The following is a 14,070-nucleotide window of genomic DNA, read 5'->3' as shown; positions in this document are numbered from 1 at the left end:
CGACGGCGTTGCCTGCTCCCGTCGGCAGAGGAGGAGTGTATAGATTTTGTTAACAAAAAATACATAAATTGTTCACAAATTGGATCTGTGTGGCAGTAATGTCATGGCATTCACTGAACTTATTATTTTATTGAAATATATGATTTTTTTATCTTTCTGTTGACCGGCGTATTTCTCTGCTTTTAATTCAAATTTATTGAATATCTTCATCACGGTTATCCGGCTGTGTTGCTGCGGCAAAGCGCGTAATGTAGCGGCATAGCACAATTTGAACTAAGGATCCCTCTATGAACACCTCTCGTATGCCGGCACTGTTTCTTGGCCACGGTAGCCCGATGAACGTGCTGGAAGACAACCGTTACACCCGGGCATGGCGTGCGTTGGGTGAGTCATTGCCGCGCCCGAAGGCGATCGTGGCGGTTTCCGCGCATTGGTATACCCGCGGCACTGCGGTCACCGCGATGGAAAAACCCAAAACCATTCACGACTTTGGCGGGTTCCCGCAGGCGCTGTTTGATACCCGTTATCCGGCGCCAGGCTCTCCCGCACTGGCCGCGCAGCTGCAGCACATTCTGGCGCCGGTGCCGGTAACGGCGGATCTCGGCGAGTGGGGGTTGGATCACGGCACCTGGGGCGTATTGATCAAGATGTATCCCAATGCCGATATCCCGGTGGTGCAGCTCAGCGTCGACGGCACGCAGCCGGCGGCTTACCACTATGAGCTGGGCCGCAAACTCGCGGCGCTGCGGGATGAGGGCGTGATGATCGTCGCCAGCGGCAACGTGGTGCACAACCTGCGCATGGTGAAATGGCAGGGCGACACCAGCGCCTACCCATGGGCGGAATCGTTCAATAACTTTGTCCGGGATAACCTGCGTTATCGGGGCGATAATCACCCGCTGGTGGATTTCATGCGCCATGAGGGCGCGGCGTTGTCGAATCCGACGCCGGAACACTATCTGCCGTTGCTGTATGTGCTTGGCGGTTGGGATGGAAAAGAGACCATCAGCGTGCCGATCGACGGTATCGAAATGGGGGCGCTGAGCATGCTGTCGGTACAGGTGGGGTAAAGAAAGAACGCCAGTCAGAGACTGGCGTTTTTGCTTTCAGCGGGGCGATCAGCCGAGAATAGTGTGCGGATAGAAGCGCGACAGATCCTGCGTGATCAGTTCGCGATCTTCGCGCAGGCCGATGCCGCAGGGTTGATCGTTCACCAGCCAGCTGCCGATCAGCGTGTAGCTGTCTTCGAACTTCGGCAGTGGATGGAACTGCTGCACGATCATGCCTTCTTCACCGTACGGCCCATCGACGCGCGCCACTTCCTGACCGTTTTCGACGATCTGGATATTGGCGCCTTCCCGCGAGAACAGCGGTTTGGTGACGTAATGATCCATCGGCGGATGATCGTCTTGCGCGAAATAAGCCGGCAGCAGGTTAGGGTGGTTCGGGAACATTTCCCACAGCAGCGGCAGCAGCGCCTTGTTGGAGATGATGCTCTTCCAGGCCGGCTCCAGCCAACGCACGCCGGCGTCTTCCAGCTTGGTGGAGAACATCTCGCGCAGCATGAATTCCCACGGGTAGAGCTTGAACAGGTTACCGATCACCTGATCCTGCAGATCGGTGAACTGGCCTTTCTCGCCAAGGCCAATCTCTTCCATGAACAGGAATTCGGTCGGCAGACCGGCTTCCTGCGCGCAGTCCTGCAGATATTGCACCGTGCCGCGATCTTCTTCGCTGTCCTGGCAGCACGCCAGGTGCAGCAGGCCGAAGCCGTGGTGCGCTTTCAGCTCGCCGAAACGCTCGATCAGCTTCTCCTGCAGGCTGTTGTACTGATCCGATTGCGGATCCAGCTTGCCGGCATTGATCTGGTCTTCCAGCCACAGCCACTGGAAGAAGGCCGCTTCATACAGCGAGGTCGGCGTATCGGCGTTGTTCTCCAGCAGCTTCGGCGGGTTGACGCCGTCGTAGGCCAGATCGAGACGCGAATACAGCGACGGCTGGTTGGTGCGCCAGGAACTGCGCACGAACTCCCAAGTGTGTTTCGGGATGCAGAACTTGGCCATCAGCTCGTCGCTGCCGACCACTTTTTCCACCACCTGCAGGCACATCTGATGCAGCTCGGCGGTAGCGCTTTCGATCTCTTCAATCTGCGCCAGCGTGAACTGGTAATAGGCGTCTTCACACCAGTACGGCTCGCCGTACATGGTGTGGAAACGAAAACCGAACTCGGTCGCTTTTTCACGCCAGTCCGGGCGCTCGGTAATAGCAATACGTTTCATGCATCAACCGCCCATGCTGCGAGAGCCGGAGTTGGAAGTGGCGCTGCTGCGCTGCATGCTGGTCTGCTTGGCCACGGTCTCGCCGAAACCACCGCGGGTCACGGTATTGGTGACCGCAGGCTTCGGCGCCATGGCGGTTTTCGGCACCGTCATGGTGCGGCCGCCGGCGGTGGCCGGGCCGTAGCTCTTGCCGCTGGCGTCGACAAACTTGCCGTTCGCCGGGCTGGCGGCGTTCTTGGAGGTGAACAGCGGCTGCTGCGCGAAGCCGGAACCGCCCATCAGGCGGCCCATCATATAGCCCGCCATCAGCGGCATCCAGAAGCTGCCGCTGCTTTGTGATTCCGCCGCCATGCCGGCCTGTGCCGGAGCCTGGGTACACTGCGCTTCGCCGAACTCGGCGACGCAGTCTTCGCGAGTGGCGTATTTCGGCGCGGTTTTCGCGGCTTCTTTCAGGGCATTGTTGTAGGCGGTGGTGCACTGCTCGCTCATCGAAGGATTGGCGCGCGAACAGTCATCGGCATTCTGATACAGGGAGACCGTTTCATCGCTCTTCTCGCAGCCGGCCAGCATAAAGACGGCGCTGATCGCCAAAGCCACGGGCGCGACACGGTAGCTGCGCCAGGATTTGCGGAACGTCTCTTGGTTGATGTTTTTTGTCCGTTTCATCGTTATCAATCCCATCATGCGGGCTGTTTTCGCCCTTTCCCAGTAGTGGCGCTAAGGATAGGGGAAACATGGTCAAAATTAAAGCTGAAACGCCCGCAGAATCGACTCTTTACGCAGTTATACGTTGGGGTGTGCGCCAGTTCGCTTTCGCGGCGAAAAAACGCGCGTTGGCGTTTCATCATGAAACGTTGTCGCTATGATGATGTTCCATAATGGAACAAAAATCGCGAAGCTCGCCAGGCGGGCGGCAGGCGCTCATAGTCGAAGCACAACAACAAGCCGGCGGCGAAGTCGGCGCGTCATCACCTGATATCTGAACGTACCATCGCCAACTCCCTACAAGGATCCGGTTATGTTGAGAATCATCCAGTCACCAGGCAAATACATTCAGGGCGTCAATGCGCTGGCCGCCGTCGGCGAATACGCCAAATCCCTCGCCGACCATTATTTCGTGATCGCCGACGACTTCGTGATGCAGCTGGCGGGCGACACCCTGATGGGCAGCCTGCGGCAGCACGGCGTGAAACATCATGCGGCCCGCTTCAACGGCGAGTGCTGCCGTAAAGAGATAGACCGGCTTGGCTGCGAGCTGCAGACCCACGGCTGCCGCGGGGTGATCGGCGTCGGCGGCGGCAAAACGCTCGACACCGCCAAGGCCGTCGCCCACTACCAACGGCTGCCGGTGGTGCTCATTCCCACCATCGCCTCCACCGATGCGCCGACCAGCGCGCTGTCGGTTATCTACACCGAACAGGGCGAATTCGCCGAATACCTGATCTACCCGCGCAACCCGGACATGGTGGTGATGGACAGCGCCATCATCGCCAACGCGCCGGTGCGCCTGCTGGTGGCCGGCATGGGCGACGCGCTCTCCACCTATTTCGAAGCGCAGGCCTGTTTCGACGCCCAGGCCACCAGCATGGCCGGCGGCAAATCGACGCTGGCGGCGCTCAGTCTGGCGCGGTTGTGCTACGACACGCTGCTGGCCGAAGGGGTGAAGGCCAAGCTGGCGGTCGAAGCCGGCGTGGTGACGGAAGCGGTGGAACGCATCATTGAGGCCAATACGTATCTGAGCGGCATCGGCTTCGAGAGCAGCGGGCTGGCGGCGGCGCACGCCATTCACAACGGTTTCACCGTGCTGGAGGAGTGTCACCACCTGTATCACGGCGAAAAAGTGGCGTTTGGCACTCTGGCGCAGCTGGTGCTGCAGAACAGCCCGATGGCGCAGATTGAAACCGTGCTGGCGTTTTGTCATGACATCGGCCTGCCGATCACGTTGGCGCAGATGGGCGTCACCGGCGATGCGGCGGCGAAGATGATGGCGGTGGCCGAGGCCAGCTGCGCCGCGGGTGAAACCATTCACAACATGCCGTTCAAGGTCACCCCTGCGGGCGTGCAGGCGGCGATCCTGACGGCGGATAGGCTGGGCGCCGCCTGGTTGCAGCGTCATTGATACCGTTGGGGCGCGGTGCGCCGCGCCCCTGTTCTTACAGAGGAAACCATCGTGAAAAAACTGATTAATCAGGTCGAGTCGGTGTTGGAAGAGCAGTTGCAGGGGCTGGCGGAGGCCCATCCCGAGCTGCTGGTGCACGCGGATCCGGTGTTCGTGACCCGCGCCGACGCGCCGGTGGCGGGCAAGGTGGCGATCTTGTCCGGCGGCGGCAGCGGCCATGAGCCGATGCACTGCGGCTTCGTCGGTGAAGGGATGCTCGACGGCGCCTGTCCGGGCGAGATTTTCACCTCGCCGACGCCGGATAAAATGTACGAGTGCGGTCAGGCGATCGACGGCGGCGCCGGGGTGCTGCTGCTGATCAAGAACTACACCGGCGACGTGCTCAACTTCGAAACCGCCACCGAGCTGCTGCACGACAGCGGCGTCGCGGTGGCGACGGTGCTGGTGGATGACGACGTGGCGGTCAAAGACAGCCTGTTTACCGCCGGGCGGCGCGGGGTGGCCAACACCGTGCTGATGGAGAAACTGCTGGGCGCCGCCGCGGTGCGCGGCGACGATCTGGACAGCGTGGTGACGCTGGGGCATCGCATTAACAACCACGGGCATTCAATCGGCATCGCACTGGGCGCCTGTACCGTGCCGGCCGCCGGCAAGCCGTCGTTCACCCTGGCAGAGAACGAAATGGAGTTCGGCGTCGGCATTCACGGCGAGCCAGGCATTGCGCGCCGCCCGTTCACCACGCTCAACGCGGCGGTGGACGACATGTTCCATACGTTGATCGACCACGGCCACTATCAGCGCGCGATCCGCGTCTGGGATCGTCAGCAGGGCGAGTGGCGCGACGAAATGCAGACCAAGCAGCCGCTGACGCGCGGCGATCGGGTGATCGCGCTGGTCAACAATCTGGGCGCCACGCCATTGTCTGAGTTGTATGGCGTGTACCATCGGCTGGCGGAGCGCTGCGCCGAGGCGGGCATCATCATTGAGCGCAACCTGGTGGGTTCTTATTGCACCTCGCTGGATATGCAAGGGGTGTCCATCACGTTGTTGAACGTGGACGACGAGCTGTTGTCCTTGTGGGATGCGCCGGTGAAAACGCCTGCGCTGCGTTGGGGTTGCTGAGGAGGAATCATGGCGTTGACCAAACAACAGGTTGTCGATTGGCTGATGCGTTGCGGCGAGGTGTTCAGCCGGGAGCGCGATTTTCTGACCCAGCTGGACACCGAGATCGGCGATGCCGACCACGGTTTGAACATGAATCGCGGTTTCAACAAGGTGGTGGAAAAGCTGCCGTCGGTGGCGGACAAGGATATCGGCTTTATCCTGAAAAACACCGGCATGACGCTGCTGTCGAGCGTGGGTGGCGCCAGCGGTCCGCTGTTCGGCACCTTCTTCATCCGCGCGGCGCAGGCGGCGAACGCCAAGCAGAGCCTGGATCTGGCGGAGCTGCATCAGGTGATGCAGGAAGGGGTGGAAGGCGTGGTGATGCGCGGCAAGGCGGAGCCGGGCGACAAGACCATGTGCGACGTCTGGTGGCCGGTGGTGGAAAGCCTCGGTCAGTCCGCGCAGCAGAACCTGAGCGTGTCGGAGGCGCTGCAGCGCGCCGCCGACAGCGCCGAGCGGGCGGTGGAGAACACCATCACCATGCAGGCGCGCAAAGGGCGGGCCAGTTACCTGGGCGAGCGCAGCATCGGCCACCAGGATCCCGGCGCCACTTCGGTGATGTTGATGATGAAAACGCTGGCCGAGGTCGCCGGCAGTTAGCAGGAGGCGAGATGATTAATATCGTGGTGGTTTCGCACAGCGCGTTGCTGGCGCGCGGCGTTGAGCAGTTGGCGCGGCAGATGATGCGCGGCGACGGCTGCAAACTGGCGCTGGCGGCGGGCGTGGATGACGAGCAGCATCCGATCGGCACCGACGCGGTCAAAGTGATGGAGGCGATCGAAGCGGTCGCCGACGGCGACGGCGTTCTGGTGCTGATGGATCTGGGCAGCGCGCTGCTCAGTGCCGAAACCGCGCTCGATCTGCTGGATCCGGATCTGGCCGCCAAAGTGCGGCTGTGTGCGGCGCCGCTGGTTGAAGGCACGCTGGCGGCGGTGGTGGCCGCCAACTCCGGCGCCTCGCTGGAGCAGGTGGTGGCGGAGGCGCAGGGGGCGCTGCAGGCCAAACAGGCACAGCTGGGCGAGGCTTCACCGACGGCGAAAAGCGTGGCCTTGCCGCTGGCGCAGGGCAAAAGCGCAACCTGGACGGTGCAGAACCCGCATGGGCTGCATGCGCGCCCGGCGGCGCGGCTGGTCGAGACGCTGGCGCCGTTCAAGGCCGAGCTGGTGCTGGAGAAGCAGGGGCAGTGCGTCGATCCGCGCAGCCTCAATCAGCTGGCGCTGCTGCAGGTGCGTCACGGCGACACCGTTCGCCTGATCGCCGACGGCGCGCAGGCGGACGAGGCGCTGGCGGCGTTCAAAGCGCTGGCGGAACAACATTTTGGCGAGACGGTCTCCGAGCGGCAGCAGCCTTCGCTGCACGGTATCCCGGTGGCGGAAAGCGTCACCAGCGGGCCGGTGTTTCAGGCCCACAGCTTCTGGCCGCCAACCGCCGATCGGCGTATCGGCGCGGACGAGGTTCTGGGCGAACAGCAACGCCTGCGGGAGGCGTTACAGCACACGCTGAGCGATCTGAACCGGCTGGCGGAACGCACAGGCACGCTGATCGGCAAGCCGCAGGCGGCGATCTTCGGCGCCCACAGCATGCTGCTGGACGATCCGGATCTGCAGCAGGCGGCTTACACCTGCATCGCGCAACAGCTGTGCAGCGCCGAGCAGGCCTGGCGGCAGGTGCTGGAGGCGATCGCCGAAGAGTACCGCGAGCTGGATGACGACTACATGCGGGCGCGCGAATTGGACGTGCGCGACATGCTGCGCCGCACGCTGTGCCATCTGCAGAGGCTGCCGCTGCCGGTTATTGCGCTCGCAGAACCGTCAATATTGGTGATGGACGAACTGATGCCTTCGGAGGTGGTGATGCTCGACAGGCGGCTGGTGCTCGGCATCTGTCTGAGCGGCGGCAATGCCCTGTCGCACAGCGCCATTCTGGCGAAGGCGATGGGCATTCCGATGGTGGTCGGCATGCAGGATTGCCTGAGCAAAACCCGCAGCGGGCAGAAGGCGATGCTGGACGCCGCGCGCGGGGTATTGCAGCTCAGCCACTAAGCGCGCAGCTTGAACTGGCGGATGTCGATCCCGTGCTGTTTGATCTTCCGCCACAGCGTGGTGCGGCCGATGCCCAGCAGCTGCGCCATCTCCGTCACCTGGCCGCGGCTGACGGTCGCCGCGCGCAGGATCGCCTGGCGTTCCATGTCCGTCAGTGTCAACAGCGGCGCGCCGGGCTGCGGATCGCTTTCCAGCAGCGACGGCTGGCCGAGCAGGTGCGCCGGCAGATCCGCCAACTGGATGTGGTGGCCGTGGCAAATCATCGCCGCGCGCTCCACCACCCCTTTCAGTTCCAAATCGTTGCCCGGCCACAGATAAAGCGCCAACTGGGCCATTACCTCGTCATCCACCCGGAAGCGACACTGAAAATGCTGCTCCAGCGTGCGCAGATGGTGTTTGACCAGCAGCGGAATATCGCTCAGCCGCTGGCGCAGCGGCGGGATCTGGATCTCGAACGCCTGCAGGCTGTAAAACAGCTGGCGGCGGAAGCGGTTTTGCTGCACCAGCAGCGGCAGGTCGGCGGCGCTGCCGGCGATGACTCGGACATCGACCGGGATCACCCGGCTGGAATTGAGGCGGATCACCACGCCGGTTTTCAGCACCTGCAGCAGCGCCGACTGCATCTCCGCCGGCAGGTATTCGATCTGTTCGAGATACAGCGTGCCGCCGTTGGCCAATTCGAATTTGCTGAGCTGGCCCGCCTCTTCTTCGCTGGCGTCGCTGCCCAACAGTTCACGCAGCCCCTGCGCCTGCGGCAGCAGCTGGCAGTTGAGGGCGATATACGGCCCGGCGGCGCGTTCGCCGGCGTTGTGGATAGCCTGGCTGAGCAGCTCTTTGCCAACCCCTTCCTCTCCGCGCAGCAGGATCGGATGCTGGCCCTTGGCCGCCTGCTGGCCGTAACGGATCAGCCGCCGCATTTCCAGCGAGGCGGAGGGCATTTGCTCGAAGCTGTGGCTGACGCGCCCCAACTGGCTGCTGACGTACTGGCGCAGCCGCTCGAGCGGGTGCAGCAGGGCGATGAAACTGCAGCGATCGCCGTCGAAAATCGGCTTTAGCGTCAGCAAAGCGGCAATAAACTGCCGCTGGCTTTCGAAGGTGACTTCGACGTGTTGCAGCGGCTGCCGGTCGGCGATGGCGCGCTTGAGCAGGGCGGGCAGCGTCAACAGCTGCGCCAGCGGTTTGCCCTGGCTCTGCTGTTCGTCCAGCTTCAGCAGACCGGCGGCGCGCTGGTTGATGTATTGCAGGTAGCCGCGGTGATCCCAGGCCATGACGCCGTCGTCCACGCCGTCCAGCAGGCCGTAAAGTTGATTCAGATGGCGGTTGGATTCCGCCAGCAGGCCGTCGGCGTTCAGCGAGTTGCCGATTTCGCGGGCGATGGCCAGCGTCAGCGACAGATCGCCGGCGGCACAGTCGGCCAGCAGGCAGCCCAGCGCGATCGAGCCGCGCTGGCGGCCGCTGTTGTCGTAGACCGGCGTCGCGCAGAATGACCAACCGTGCAGTGCCCGGCGCACGTGCTCTTCACCGCTCACTCGTACCGGGTGGCCTTCCGCCGCCGCCAGCGCCGGAGCATTGGTGCCGATCTGCCCCTCGGCCCAGTAGGCGCCGGGGGCGAACCCCAATTGCTGCAAAAGCTCCCAGGTTGGGGCGTCGCCGCAGCGCCACAGCATGCAGCCGCTCTCGTCGAAGATCATCAACAGACAGCGACGCGGCTCCATGTATTCGCAGGCGTCTTCCAGCGCCGCCTGACCGAGCGTCAGCAGATCGTTCTTGCGGCGGCAAATCGATTCGAAGGTGGCGCCCTGAGCGCGGTGCGGTGCTTGCCAGACATCGGGTTGCATCAGGCTGCGGCAGCGCAGCCAGGAGGCGTACACCGCCGGCGTCGGGCGCAGCGGCGGCGGCAATTCGCCGTCGTTAATCAGACGCTGCCAGCGTGAATCGTTGTCCATCGAACCTCATCCAGACTGCGAAAACGAGAGTGATGATGATACCACCTGACGCGGCGGCGGCTGTGAGGCGGCGGGCAGAAGCGGGGAAAATCGGGACAAAAAAAAACGGGGCGCGGCGCAGGCCGGACCCCGTGTTTGTCAGCGTGCGCGCATCAGTTGCGGAATGGGTTGCCGCTGTTGCGAGCCGGTTGGCTGGTGGTAACGGCCGGCGCGGATGCGCGAGTGGCCGCCGGTGCCGGCGCCGCAGTTTGTTGCATCGGCGCATTGTCCTGATAGCCGTCCGCATAGGCGTCCTGCGCGCGATTCTGCGGTGCGACGGCGTCAGGCGCGGTCGATACCGGTTTGCCCAACGCGCCGTTCAACAGCAACAGATCGTTCTGGTTCAGCGTGCCGAGCGCCGACTTGATGTTCAGTTGGTTGATCAGATAGGTATAACGCGCGTCGGACAGCTGACGTTTGGCGTTATACAGCGTGGTGGTGGCGTCCAGCACGTCGACGATGGTGCGGGTACCGACCTGATAACCGGCTTCCATCGCGTCCAGGGAGCTTTGCGCGGAGATCACCGCCTGTTTGTAGGCGTTGATGCTGCTGATCGAAGCGTTAACGTTGTTGAACGACGAACGCACGGTCTGCACCACGCTGCGGTGTGAGCTTTCCAACTGCTCGCTGGCGCCGACGAAGCCGTACTGCGCTTGTTTCACCTGCGAATTGGTCGCGCCGCCGCTGTACAGCGGCAGGTTGAAGCTCAGACCCACTTTGTTTTCACCGAGGTCTGCGTCGCGCGTGGTGTTGCGTGAGCCGCCGTAATTGTTGTTGGAGATCGCCGTGGAGGCGCTGAAGTCCACTGTCGGCATATAGCCGGTCTGCGCGGCGCGGATCTGTTCGCGCGCCAGATCCTGGCTCAGGCGGGCGGACAGCAGGCTCAGGTTGCGCGCTTCCGCTTCTTTCAGCAGGTTGTTCACCGCTTCCGGGCGCTGGGTGCTGAAGCGATCGGTGTTCAGCGAGGCCAGCTCGGGGTAGAAGGTGCCGGTGACCTGACGCAGCGTTTCCAGCGCGTTGTCCAGATCGTTGCGGGCGGAGACTTCCGCCGCCAGCACGGTGTCGTAGTTCGAGCGGGCGTTCTGCACGTCGGTGATCGCCACCAGACCCACGTTGAAACGCTGGGTGGTTTGATCCAGCGTGCGGTACACCGCGTCTTTCTGCGCCTGGGTATAGGACAGCGTATCGATCGCTTTCAGCACGTTGAAGTAAGCGGTCGCCGTGTTGAGAATAAGCTGTTGCTCAGCGGTCTGGAAGGTGACGTCGGAGATGCCGGCGGTCTTTTCCTGCAGCGTCAGTTGGCGCCATTTCGACATGTCGAAGATGGTTTGCGTCAGCGCCAGCGAGCCGCTTGTGCTATCGCTATGGGTGTCGCGGCTGTCTCGATATCCGCTGGTATAGTTGTAACCGGCGGTCAGGCCGAGCTGCGGCAGCAACGGGCTGCGCGCTTCATTGATCTTTTCGAATGCGGCGTCGCGGTCAGCTGCACTTTTGCGCAGATCCGGGTTACTTTCCCTGGCCTGTTTGTAGACCTGCAGCAGGTTCTCTGCCTGGCTCATTGCACTGAAGCCGCCCAGGCTCAGTCCGATAAGAAGGGGGAGCAGTTTCTTCATTTGCATTCCTTGTTGTGCAGCAATATTGCTATGTTAGCGCTGACGATAGACGAAATAGTTGCCGATTCTAGCAGAGTCTGAGGTACGCATCAGGTGGCTGAATGTGCCATCTCACGTAACTTTTACCTTTCAGACCGCCCATTTACCTTGGCGTACTGCCCGGGTCGACTGCAGCTGATATTATGGCTGACAATCCGGATTGTTTCCCGCTATTACCTGCGAGCGCACAAACGTGCCGCATCCGGCGGCGAAAAACAGCCTAACATAAAGCCGCGGCGGAGAGTCCCGCTGTTTCTGTCATCAAAACCGTTTATTTTATCGGCATACTCAAGCAGGAGAATTCGCGCATGAACCGTTCGCAGCCGTCGCCCGTTACTTTCGATAAAAAAGATGTAGAAATTATTGCACGCGAGACGCTGTACCGTGGTTTTTTTTCACTCAATTTATACCGGTTTCGCCACCGGTTGTTCAATGGTGAAATGAGCCCTGAAATCACGCGTGAAATTTTCGAACGCGGCCATGCGGCGGTGCTGCTGCCCTACGATCCGGTGCGCGACGAGGTTGTGCTGATTGAACAACTGCGCATCGCCGCGGTCGATACCAGTAATTCGCCCTGGCTGCTGGAAATGGTGGCGGGTATGATCGAAACCGGTGAAAGCGTCGAGGACGTATGCCGCCGCGAAGCGCAGGAAGAGGCCGGCGTGGTGGTCGGGCGCTGCAAACCGGTGCTGAGCTACCTGGCCAGCCCCGGCGGCACCAGCGAACGTTTGTCGATCATGGTCGGCGAAGTGGACGCCGGCACCGCCGAGGGCATCCACGGCCTGGCGGAAGAACATGAAGATATCCGCGTCCATGTGGTCAGCCGCGAACAGGCTTACCGCTGGGTTGAGGAAGGCGCGATCGATAACGCCGCATCAGTGATTGCATTGCAATGGCTGGCGTTGCACCATGAATCGTTGAGAAAAGAGTGGGCCAACTAATGAAACAGCGCTATACCCCTGATTTCCCCGAAATGATGAGATTGTGCGAAACCAACTTCGCGCAATTGCGCCGCTTGCTGCCGCGCAACGACGAAGCGGGCGAAACGGTGACTTATCAGGTGAACGGCGCCGGCTATCGTTTGACCATCGTTGAGTCCACGCGTTACACGTCGCTGGTGGAGATCGAGCAGATCTTTCCGGCGGTCAGCTACTGGAGCCTGCCCGCGATGACGGTGCGGTTGTACCATGACGCCATGGTTGCGGAAGTGTGTTCCAGTCAGCAGATCTACCGCTTTAAAGCGCGTTATGATTATCCTAATAAAAAGTTGCATCAACGCGACGAAAAGCATCAAATTAACCAGTTTCTTGCTGATTGGCTGCGCTACTGTTTGGCGCATGGAGCGATGGCGGTTCCGGTTTGTTAGACAGACTGAAATAACAAAGGACACCATTTGGAAAGCCTGTTTAAACTGCCCGTGGCGAGTGGGGCCGCGGTCAGGATTCTACAAATAACAGATACCCACCTTTTTGCCGGCGAACACGAGACGTTGCTCGGCATCAATACCTATCGCAGCTATCACGCGGTGCTGGACGCCATCCAGGCGCAGTGCCGCGACGTCGATTTGATCGTCGCCACGGGAGATTTGGCGCAGGATCATTCGCAAGAGGCGTACCGCCACTTCGCCGCCGGCATCGCGCAACTGCCGGCCCCCTGCGCGTGGCTGCCGGGCAACCACGATTTTCAACCGGCGATGGTCGACGCGTTGGCCGCCGCGGGCATTGCGCCTTCCAAACAGGTGCTGTTGGGTGATAACTGGCAAGTGCTGATGCTGGACAGCCAGGTGTTCGGCGTGCCGCACGGCGAATTGAGCGAATACCAGCTGGAGTGGATGGAGCGTTGCCTGCAGGCTCACCCCGAGCGCTATACGCTGCTGCTGCTGCACCATCATCCGCTGCCTTCCGGTTGCACCTGGCTCGATCAGCACAGCCTGCGCAACCCGCATATGCTGGGCGCAATCCTGCTGCGTTATCCGAAAGTGAATACCGTGGTGTGCGGGCACATTCACCAAGATCTGGATTTGGAATGGCAGGGTCGGCGCCTGTTGGCGACGCCGTCTACCTGCGTGCAATTCAAGCCGCACTGCACGAACTTCACCATCGACGACGTTTCCCCCGGCTGGCGCTACCTCGATCTGCTGCCGGACGGTCGCGTCGAGACGCAGGTGTTCCGCCTGGAAAACGACGATTTCCGCCCCGATATGGACTCGGATGGATACTGATGCCTTCGACACTGCTCTACCTGCACGGCTTCAACAGCTCGCCGCAGTCGGCCAAGGCGGTGGCCTTCAAGGCCTGGCTGGCCGAACACCATCCCGATATCGAGATGCTGGTGCCGCAGCTGCCGGCCTTTCCGGCGGAGGCCGCCGAGATGCTGGAAAATCTGGTGCTGGAACGCGCCGGGCAAACGCTCGGGCTGGTCGGCTCGTCGCTGGGCGGCTATTACGCCACCTGGCTGTCGCAGTGTTTTTCCCTGCCGGCGGTGGTGGTCAACCCGGCGGTCAAGCCGTTTGAGCTGCTGGTCGACTATCTCGGCGCCAACGAGAACCCCTACACCGGCCAGCAATATGTGTTAGAGTCTCGGCACGTTTACGATCTGAAAGTGATGCAGATCGATCCTTTGGAGTCGCCGGATTTAATCTGGCTGCTGCAGCAAACGGGCGATGAAATTCTCGATTACGGCCAGGCAGTGGCGTATTACACCGCGTGTCGGCAAACGGTGGAGTCGGGTGGAAACCACGCCTTCGTCGGTTTCGAGCACTACTTCCCCCAGATTGTGGATTTTTTAGGGCTAAACGCGGTCTGACGGACCGTTCCGGCACCTCCCTTT

The 14,070-nt window shown here is 61.6% G+C and carries 13 protein-coding genes; 9 read left to right on the top strand and 4 right to left on the bottom strand.

Going from position 1 to position 14,070, the window contains the following annotated elements; translation table 11 throughout:
• Positions 1–287 precede the first annotated feature (287 nt).
• Positions 288–1,070, top strand: a complete 783-nt coding sequence (gene ygiD / locus J0F90_RS21005) for a 4,5-DOPA-extradiol-dioxygenase (RefSeq protein ID WP_028127592.1) — start codon at positions 288–290, stop codon at positions 1,068–1,070.
• A 48-nt stretch (positions 1,071–1,118) separates the two neighbouring features.
• Here ygiD and J0F90_RS21000 read toward each other — a convergent pair whose 3' ends face one another.
• Positions 1,119–2,279, bottom strand: a complete 1,161-nt coding sequence (locus tag J0F90_RS21000; RefSeq protein ID WP_016930148.1) for a glutathionylspermidine synthase family protein — start codon at positions 2,277–2,279, stop codon at positions 1,119–1,121.
• Between the two features lie 3 nt (positions 2,280–2,282).
• Complete coding sequence (locus J0F90_RS20995) at positions 2,283–2,945, bottom strand: DUF1190 family protein (protein WP_004937226.1); 663 nt, start codon at positions 2,943–2,945, stop codon at positions 2,283–2,285.
• 352 nt (positions 2,946–3,297) lie between these two features.
• On the opposite strand from J0F90_RS20995, the gene J0F90_RS20990 reads away from it, so the two are divergent.
• From J0F90_RS20990 to dhaM, 4 genes are read left to right on the top strand one after another with little or no spacing between them, the layout of a single operon-like run.
• Positions 3,298–4,398 (top strand): glycerol dehydrogenase, encoded by a 1,101-nt coding sequence (locus J0F90_RS20990; RefSeq protein ID WP_033639362.1) that lies wholly within the window; start codon positions 3,298–3,300, stop codon positions 4,396–4,398.
• A gap of 51 nt (positions 4,399–4,449) precedes the next feature.
• Positions 4,450–5,520 carry a dihydroxyacetone kinase subunit DhaK gene (gene dhaK / locus J0F90_RS20985; RefSeq protein WP_033639363.1) on the top strand — a complete coding sequence of 357 codons (1,071 nt, stop codon included), beginning with the start codon at positions 4,450–4,452 and terminating at the stop codon, positions 5,518–5,520.
• A gap of 9 nt (positions 5,521–5,529) precedes the next feature.
• Entirely contained in the window at positions 5,530–6,162 is a 633-nt protein-coding gene (gene dhaL, locus J0F90_RS20980) for a dihydroxyacetone kinase subunit DhaL (RefSeq protein WP_033639364.1), read from the top strand.
• 11 nt (positions 6,163–6,173) lie between these two features.
• On the top strand, positions 6,174–7,604 hold the full coding sequence (gene dhaM / locus J0F90_RS20975) for a dihydroxyacetone kinase phosphoryl donor subunit DhaM (RefSeq protein ID WP_033639365.1): 1,431 nt from the start codon (positions 6,174–6,176) through the stop codon (positions 7,602–7,604).
• Here the strand turns inward: dhaM and dhaR are convergent.
• Together dhaR and hasF are read right to left on the bottom strand one after the other, a co-directional pair.
• Positions 7,601–9,550 (bottom strand): dihydroxyacetone kinase operon transcriptional regulator DhaR, encoded by a 1,950-nt coding sequence (gene dhaR / locus J0F90_RS20970; protein ID WP_033639366.1) that lies wholly within the window; start codon positions 9,548–9,550, stop codon positions 7,601–7,603. The genes dhaM and dhaR overlap by 4 nt on opposite strands.
• Positions 9,551–9,702: 152 nt before the next feature.
• The gene (hasF, locus tag J0F90_RS20965; RefSeq protein WP_016930142.1) at positions 9,703–11,202 is read right to left on the bottom strand and encodes a multidrug efflux transporter outer membrane subunit HasF; all 1,500 of its coding nucleotides are present in this window, start codon (positions 11,200–11,202) and stop codon (positions 9,703–9,705) included.
• A gap of 347 nt (positions 11,203–11,549) precedes the next feature.
• Here hasF and nudF point away from each other — a divergent pair, with 347 nt between their 5' ends.
• Genes nudF through yqiA form a run of 4 tightly spaced genes read left to right on the top strand, consistent with a single transcriptional unit; the run spans position 11,550 to position 14,046 of the window.
• Positions 11,550–12,182, top strand: a complete 633-nt coding sequence (gene nudF / locus J0F90_RS20960) for an ADP-ribose diphosphatase (RefSeq protein WP_004937242.1) — start codon at positions 11,550–11,552, stop codon at positions 12,180–12,182.
• Positions 12,182–12,607, top strand: coding sequence for a DUF1249 family protein (locus J0F90_RS20955; protein WP_004937244.1), 426 nt, complete (start codon positions 12,182–12,184; stop codon positions 12,605–12,607). Before nudF ends, J0F90_RS20955 begins: the two co-directional genes overlap by 1 nt.
• A 27-nt stretch (positions 12,608–12,634) precedes the next feature.
• Positions 12,635–13,462: a 3',5'-cyclic-AMP phosphodiesterase gene (gene cpdA / locus J0F90_RS20950; protein ID WP_033639367.1), complete on the top strand. Its 828-nt coding sequence runs from the start codon at positions 12,635–12,637 to the stop codon at positions 13,460–13,462.
• Complete coding sequence (gene yqiA / locus J0F90_RS20945) at positions 13,462–14,046, top strand: esterase YqiA (RefSeq protein WP_015379081.1); 585 nt, start codon at positions 13,462–13,464, stop codon at positions 14,044–14,046. Before cpdA ends, yqiA begins: the two co-directional genes overlap by 1 nt.
• Positions 14,047–14,070 lie beyond the last annotated feature (24 nt).

This window comes from Serratia marcescens subsp. marcescens ATCC 13880 (genome assembly GCF_017299535.1).
GTDB lineage: Bacteria > Pseudomonadota > Gammaproteobacteria > Enterobacterales > Enterobacteriaceae > Serratia > Serratia marcescens.
This window is presented reverse-complemented; position numbering and strand designations above follow the sequence as displayed.

Excerpts from the sequence above, each read along its gene's own strand:
- ygiD (WP_028127592.1), top strand. The coding sequence starts at position 288 with ATGAACACCTCTCGTATGCCGGCACTGTTTCTTGGCCACGGTAGCCCG.
- J0F90_RS21000 (WP_016930148.1), bottom strand. The coding sequence starts at position 2,279 with ATGAAACGTATTGCTATTACCGAGCGCCCGGACTGGCGTGAAAAAGCG.
- J0F90_RS20995 (WP_004937226.1), bottom strand. The coding sequence starts at position 2,945 with ATGAAACGGACAAAAAACATCAACCAAGAGACGTTCCGCAAATCCTGG.
- J0F90_RS20990 (WP_033639362.1), top strand. The coding sequence starts at position 3,298 with ATGTTGAGAATCATCCAGTCACCAGGCAAATACATTCAGGGCGTCAAT.
- dhaL (WP_033639364.1), top strand. The coding sequence starts at position 5,530 with ATGGCGTTGACCAAACAACAGGTTGTCGATTGGCTGATGCGTTGCGGC.
- dhaM (WP_033639365.1), top strand. The coding sequence starts at position 6,174 with ATGATTAATATCGTGGTGGTTTCGCACAGCGCGTTGCTGGCGCGCGGC.
- dhaR (WP_033639366.1), bottom strand. The coding sequence starts at position 9,550 with ATGGACAACGATTCACGCTGGCAGCGTCTGATTAACGACGGCGAATTG.
- hasF (WP_016930142.1), bottom strand. The coding sequence starts at position 11,202 with ATGAAGAAACTGCTCCCCCTTCTTATCGGACTGAGCCTGGGCGGCTTC.
- nudF (WP_004937242.1), top strand. The coding sequence starts at position 11,550 with ATGAACCGTTCGCAGCCGTCGCCCGTTACTTTCGATAAAAAAGATGTA.
- J0F90_RS20955 (WP_004937244.1), top strand. The coding sequence starts at position 12,182 with ATGAAACAGCGCTATACCCCTGATTTCCCCGAAATGATGAGATTGTGC.
- yqiA (WP_015379081.1), top strand. The coding sequence starts at position 13,462 with ATGCCTTCGACACTGCTCTACCTGCACGGCTTCAACAGCTCGCCGCAG.